The organism is Roseateles sp., assembly GCF_044373315.1.
Taxonomy (GTDB): domain Bacteria; phylum Pseudomonadota; class Gammaproteobacteria; order Burkholderiales; family Burkholderiaceae_C; genus JACDQM01.
Genome location: NZ_JBILQK010000146.1, coordinates 1 through 5,772, shown reverse-complemented (window position 1 = coordinate 5,772; position 5,772 = coordinate 1). Strand labels below are relative to the sequence as shown.

The 5,772-nt window shown below is 67.0% G+C and carries 5 protein-coding genes, 1 other RNA gene and 1 pseudogene; 6 read left to right on the top strand and 1 reads right to left on the bottom strand.

From position 1 onward, the window contains the following. The 5 genes and pseudogenes from ACIQ67_RS19000 to rnpB form a co-directional block, all read left to right on the top strand. Positions 1–330: pseudogene (locus ACIQ67_RS19000) on the top strand (dihydroorotase); the annotation flags it as partial. Positions 331–353: 23 nt separating this feature from the next. Further along, positions 354–1,097, top strand: a complete 744-nt coding sequence (locus ACIQ67_RS18995) for a DUF3025 domain-containing protein (RefSeq protein WP_397535943.1) — start codon at positions 354–356, stop codon at positions 1,095–1,097. 31 nt (positions 1,098–1,128) lie between these two features. Next, complete coding sequence (locus ACIQ67_RS18990) at positions 1,129–2,475, top strand: serine protease (RefSeq protein WP_397535942.1); 1,347 nt, start codon at positions 1,129–1,131, stop codon at positions 2,473–2,475. Then, entirely contained in the window at positions 2,457–3,434 is a 978-nt protein-coding gene (locus ACIQ67_RS18985; RefSeq protein ID WP_397535941.1) for an FHA domain-containing protein, read from the top strand. The genes ACIQ67_RS18990 and ACIQ67_RS18985 overlap by 19 nt, the downstream gene beginning before the upstream one ends. A gap of 28 nt (positions 3,435–3,462) precedes the next feature. Next, an RNA gene (gene rnpB, locus ACIQ67_RS18980) (RNase P RNA component class A) lies at positions 3,463–3,802 on the top strand. 7 nt (positions 3,803–3,809) lie between these two features. Here the strand turns inward: rnpB and ACIQ67_RS18975 are convergent. After that, positions 3,810–4,799: a Gfo/Idh/MocA family protein gene (locus ACIQ67_RS18975; RefSeq protein WP_397535940.1), complete on the bottom strand. Its 990-nt coding sequence runs from the start codon at positions 4,797–4,799 to the stop codon at positions 3,810–3,812. Between the two features lie 125 nt (positions 4,800–4,924). Between ACIQ67_RS18975 and ACIQ67_RS18970 the strand changes: the two genes are divergently transcribed. Continuing rightward, positions 4,925–5,772 (top strand): multidrug effflux MFS transporter (locus ACIQ67_RS18970; RefSeq protein WP_397535939.1); only part of this gene is annotated, 848 nt, incomplete at its 3' end.

Sequence of the window (5,772 nt, the reverse complement as noted above, 5' to 3'; positions counted from 1 at the left end):
ACCTCCGGTTCCACCAAGTTCTTCCTCGGCACCGACAGCGCACCGCATGCCTCGGTGATGAAGGAGAACTCGGTCTGCGGTGCGGGCTGTTTCACGGCGCTGTCGGCGCTGGAGCTGTATGCCGAGGCCTTCGAGTCGGTCGGCGCGCTGGACAAGCTCGAGGCCTTCGCCAGCTTCAACGGCCCGGCCTTCTACGGCCTGCCCCGCAACAGCGGCCGCGTCACGCTGCGCAAGCAGGACTGGACCCTGCCTGAGCGGGTGGCTTTTGGCGACGCGCAGCTCAAGCCTTTGCGAGGCGGCGAGGCGCTGGGCTGGCAACTGCTGCCCTGAGCGCTGGATTGCTGCAGTCGCCGTTGTTCGCGCCGAACTGGCGCGCGCCTTGGCTGGCGCCCTACTGCGAGGCTGGCCAGCGTGTCCAGGCGCGCTGCGCGGCCGGAGTCTCGGTGGCGCAGGCGCTGAACGAGGAACTGCGGCGCCTTCCCATCGAGCTGTCGACAGGCGGGCTGCACTTCGTGTCGCAGCAGGCACTGCCGCCGAGCGAGGCCTATGAGGCCTTCGTAGCCCGCACGGGCAGTGTGCCGACGCGCGACAACGCGCATGACTTCTTCAATGGCCTGGTCTGGCTGCGTCAGCCGCTGTTGAAAGCGCGCCTCAACGCCTGGCACGGCCAGGGCCTGGAGGGGGGCGGCGAGGGTCGGCGCGGTGCGCTGCGTGATGCCTTGACGCTGCTCGACGAAAACGGCGCGTTGCTGCAGGCGCCGCCCGCACTGGCGCAAGCCCTGGTCGCGCGCGACTGGCCGCGCCTCTTCATCGAGCTGCGGCCGCTGTGGCAGCATGCCCGGCTGGAGCTGGTGGGCCACGCCTTGCTGGAGAAGCTGCTGCAGCCGCGCAAGCCGATCTGCGCGCACGTGCTGCTGGTTGAATCGCTCGAAGCGGCAGCAGCCGCTCTCGATGTCGACGAACTGGCAGCCAAGCCCTTCCATCCCTTGCCAGTGCTGGGGGTGCCGGGGTGGTGGGCCGGCAATGCGGAGGCCGACTTCTATGCCGACGAGCATGTGTTCCGCCCCCGGCGCAGCCGGCTGCAGCAAACCGGCTAGCATCGGCGCAACTATTCAGGGAGCCCTCCTTTTGCGAATCTTCCCTCTACTGGCCGGCCTGTTGCTGGCCCTTGGGTTTGTCCCGGTCTTGCAGGCGCAGACGGCGCCTGCCGCAGCGGCAGCCAGTGCGCCAGCGCAGGCCAGCCCGGTCTCGGCCACCGCCCGCCGGGTCTACGAGCAGGCTCGCTCGCAGCTGCTGCAGATCCGCACACTGCTTCAGAACCAGGACAGCCAGGCCTCGGTCGGCTCCGGTTTCCTGGTCAGCGAAGACGGCCATGTGATCACCAACTACCATGTCATCAGCCAGGCGGCGCTGGAACCGTCTCGCTATCGCCTGCGTTACGCGACCACCGATGGCCGCCAGGGCGAGCTGCAGCTGCTGGATTTCGATGTGCGGCGCGATCTGGCGCTGTTGAAGATCGCCGGTGATGGTCTGCGCGGCGTCGCGCCGCTGCGCTTTCGGCCGCCCGAGCAGCCTCTGGCCAAAGGCGACCGCATCTATTCGATGGGCAATCCGCATGATGTGGCCTTTGCCGTGGTGGAGGGCACCTACAACGGCATGGTCGAGCGCAGCTTCGACGAGTTGATCTATTACTCCGGCAGCATCAATTCCGGCATGAGCGGCGGGCCGGTGGTGGATGAGCAGGGGCGTGTGGTCGGCATCAATGTGTCGGCCATGTTCTTCGCGCAACAGATGAGCTTTCTGGTGCCGGCGCCCTATGCCAGTGCGCTGCTGGCGCGCAGCCGGGACGCCAAGGCGATGGCGGGCCCGGCCTGGCCAGATCTGCGGCAGCAACTGATGGCCTATCAGGACGAGCTGAGCGCTCGCTTCATCGCCCAGCCCTGGCGCAGCGCCGATCACGACCGCTACCGCCTGCCGGTCCCGCAGGAAGACTTCATGCGCTGCTGGGGCCGCGGCACGCCGGCTGACAGCAAGGGGCTGGAGTTCCAGCGCTCGCAATGCCGCATGGAGCATGCAATCTTCATCAATGGCGGGCTGCAGACCGGTTTCCTGAACATGGCGCATGAGGCCTATGACGGCTCCAAGCTCGGTGCGGCGCGCTTCGCCAAGCAGTACACCGCGAGCTTTCGCAATGAAAACCTGGGCCGCAATGACAAGCACCGCACGGCTCCGCACTGCAAGGAGGACTTTGTCCAGCAGGCCGACGGCAAGGGGCCGCCGCTGCGGGCGGTGATCTGCCTGCGGGCCTATCGAAAGCTCAAAGGCTTGCACGATCTGAGTGTGCTGGTCACCACGGTGGACGGCCGCACCGAGGGCGCGCTGGGCCGTTTTGACGCGCATGGCGTCAGTTTTGACAACGCGCTGCGCCTGAGCGCCCATTACCTCGGAGGCTTCGGATGGACACGGGCGCAGTGATCGAGCTGCTGGGCCGCGACGGCCAGCTGCGGATGGTTCACAAGGTGCAGGGCTGGCCTTGCAGCATCGGCCGTTCGCCTGCCTGCGACATGGTGCTGGACGACGCGCATCTGGCGGGTCAGCATGCGCGTCTCGAACTCGATGAGGACGGTGCGGCGCGGCTGCTCTTGCTGCCGAGCCTGAATGGCGCGGCCGTCGGTCGGCGTCGATTCAGCGCTGGAGCGACGCTGACCCTGGAGCCGGGCGAGGTTTTCCAGCTCGGCGCCACCAGTCTGCGCCTGCGACGCGCAGCGGACCCGCTGCCCCCCGAGTTGGCGCTGCTGCCCGAGGCGGGGCCTCAGCGCAAGGTGCTGCTGCCGGCTTTGCTGCTGCTTTGGTTGGGCCTGTTGTGGTTCGATCAGTGGTCGGCGCTCAATCCCGGCTCGCCTTGGATCCAGTACAGCGGCGCCGTGCTCGGTCCGCTGGCGGTGTTGCTGCTTTGGGCGGCGGGCTGGGCTTTGCTGACGCAGTTGTTCCAGCACCGCTTCCCCTTTGTTGCCCATCTGTGGCGCGCTCTGCTGAGTGTGGCCGGACTGCATGTGCTGACCTTTGGCCTGCCGGTGCTGGCCTATGCGTTCTCGGCGCCGCGCCTGCTGGTGCTGGATGCGCTGCTGTTCCCGGTTGGCCTGGCGGCGATGCTGTGGTGGCATGCGGTGCTGGTCTGGCCGCGGGCGCGCCGTGCGCTGGTCTGGGGGCTTGGCGGCTTGCTGTTTGCCGCCTTGCTGCTGATGGCCGCCCGCAAGCAGGATCAGCAGCACCTGTTCGGGCCGCTCTACCTCAGCACGCTGCCACCGCCCGAGTGGCGCATGGTTCAGCCCAAACCGCCCGAGGCCTTGATCGAATCGTTGCGACCGCTGGAGGCCGAGCTGGCGCGCAAGGCGGCCAAAGACGAGACGGACGAGCCGGCCGAAGCTGACTGAACTTGATTGCAGCGATAATCGGTCCCGTGAAGCAAGCCAGACCGCCGCTGGTGCAAGCGTGGAAACACGGCACTGGAGGAAGGTCCGGACTGCATAGAGCGGCGTAGCAGTTAACGGCTGCCCGGCGAAAGCCGAGGATCAGAGCAACAGAGACGAGTCGAAGCGGGTGCAAGCCCGCTTCGGGTGAAACGGGCAATCTCTACGCGCAGCAACACCAAGTAGGCCAGCGTTGATGCGGCTCGCAGAGTTGGCGGGTAGGTGGCACCGAGCCGGACAGTGATGTCCGGCCCAGAGGAATGGCGGTCACAAGACCCGGCCCGCAAGGGTCAGGTCTTGCACAGAATCCGGCCTATCGGCTTGCTTCACACTTTCTTTTCAAGCGGCTCGGCCAGCCAGGATGGCTTCGATGGTCTCCTGCGCGGCCAGCGCTTCGGCAAAGCCTGGCAGGCAATGCGAGCGGCCTTCGATCATCGCCACCCATTGGTCGAGCTGGTCGAGATGCGCGGCAGTGCGCCAGGCTTCACCCTGGCCTAGATCACGCCAGCTGCCATCGGCCTGTCGTTCGCGGGCCTGGCTGAACCATTCGGTCAGTTCCAACTCGCCTGCGCTGGCCTGCCAGCGCATGGCGTTGTAATCGGCCAGTCCGCCGCCCACGCGCGCCCAGATGCGAATCGGCACGCCAGAGGCATCCAGCTCGGCCTTCAGGCCGGTTTCGGCGCTTTGGCCGTCATCGGGATAGTCGACGGCGCTGCTCGTAACGCTGCAGCTGCCCAGCACGCGCTGGATCGCAAAGATGAAGTGGGACAACACCTCGCGCGCCATGCCGCCTTCACCGCGCTGCGACAGCCAGGCGCCGGCCGAGGCCTGCCAGGGGCGCGGCCAGGCGGCAAAGGCCAGTTCGAGTTCGACGCTTTGCAACTGGCCGAGCGTCAGCCGGGAGGCCGCACCGAAGGCACGCTGAAGCGCGCTCAGACCCGCCGACGAGGCCAGTGAAAAATTGACCGCGGCCCGGCGCTTCTCGCTTGAGATGCGCGCGATGGTCTGGCGCGCCGAGTCGAAGTCCACCGTCAGCGGCTTCTCGCAGAACACGCTAAGGCCGGCGTCGAAGGCCAGGTTGCTCAGCGGCATGTGGGCCGCGGGCGGGGTGGCGATGTAGAGGCTGTGCAGGCCGGATTCCTGGATCAGCGACTCTGCGGAATCCGCGATCCGCAACTCGGGCCAGCGTTGCCGGACCTGGGCGACAGCGTCGGGATTGGCATCCCAGACGCTCACGGCGCGCAGGCGCTCGTGGCCGGCCATGCGGGCGAGCATGCGCTGTCCCATCACACCCAGGCCGATCACACCGACATTCAACTGCTTGCCCATCTAACGCTCGTTGCTGGAATCCTAGAAGGGCGGCAGTGTAAGCGTGGCAGCTACACTGAGCCGGCGGTTCTTCGGCCCTCGTGCGACGAGCGGGGTGCTCTGCGCACGTTCTCTCTCCCCCCCCAATGAATCCTGATTCAGCGACCCTCTGGCGCGCGCCGCGCTGGGCCTTGGCCCTCTTGCTGGCCGGCTTGGCCACGGTCGGCCCGTTCTCGATCGACACCTATCTGCCGGCCTTCTCAGGCATTGCCGCGGCGCTGAACGCCACGCCGGTGCAGATGCAGCAGACGCTGTCGGGCTACCTGCTGGGCTTTGCGTTCATGAACCTGTTCCATGGCGCTCTGTCTGACAGCTTCGGGCGGCGCCCGGTGGTGCTGACTGGCATGGCGGTGTTCACGCTGGCCTCGCTGGGCTGCGCCTTGTCCGACAGCATCGGCCAGTTGGTGTTCTGGCGCACCGTCCAGGGCATGTCGGCCGGGGCTGGGGTGGTGGTGTCACGCGCCATCATCCGCGACATGTTCCCGCCGGCCGAGGCGCAACGCGTGATGTCGCAGGTGACGATCTTCTTTGGAGTCGCACCGGCGGTGGCGCCGATGGTGGGCGGCTTCCTGTTCGTGCATGCCGACTGGCACTCGATCTTCTGGTTCCTGGTGCTGGTAGGTGCGGTGCTGCTGGTGGCGAACTGGCGTCTGCTGCCGGAGACCCTGCACAAGGACCAGGCGCAGCCCTTCCATCCGGTCTCGCTGCTGCGCGGCTACCGGCAGATGTGCAGCAGCCGGCGCTTTGTCTTGCTGGTGCTGGCCAGCGGCATTCCGTTCAACGGCATGTTTCTCTACGTGCTGGCGGCGCCGGTCTTTCTGGGTGAGCATCTCGGCCTCGCGCCGACGCAGTTCTACTGGTTCTTCTGCTTCACCATCGGGGGCATCATGAGTGGCGCCTGGGTCAGCGGGCGCTTGGCCGGCCGTATCGCGCC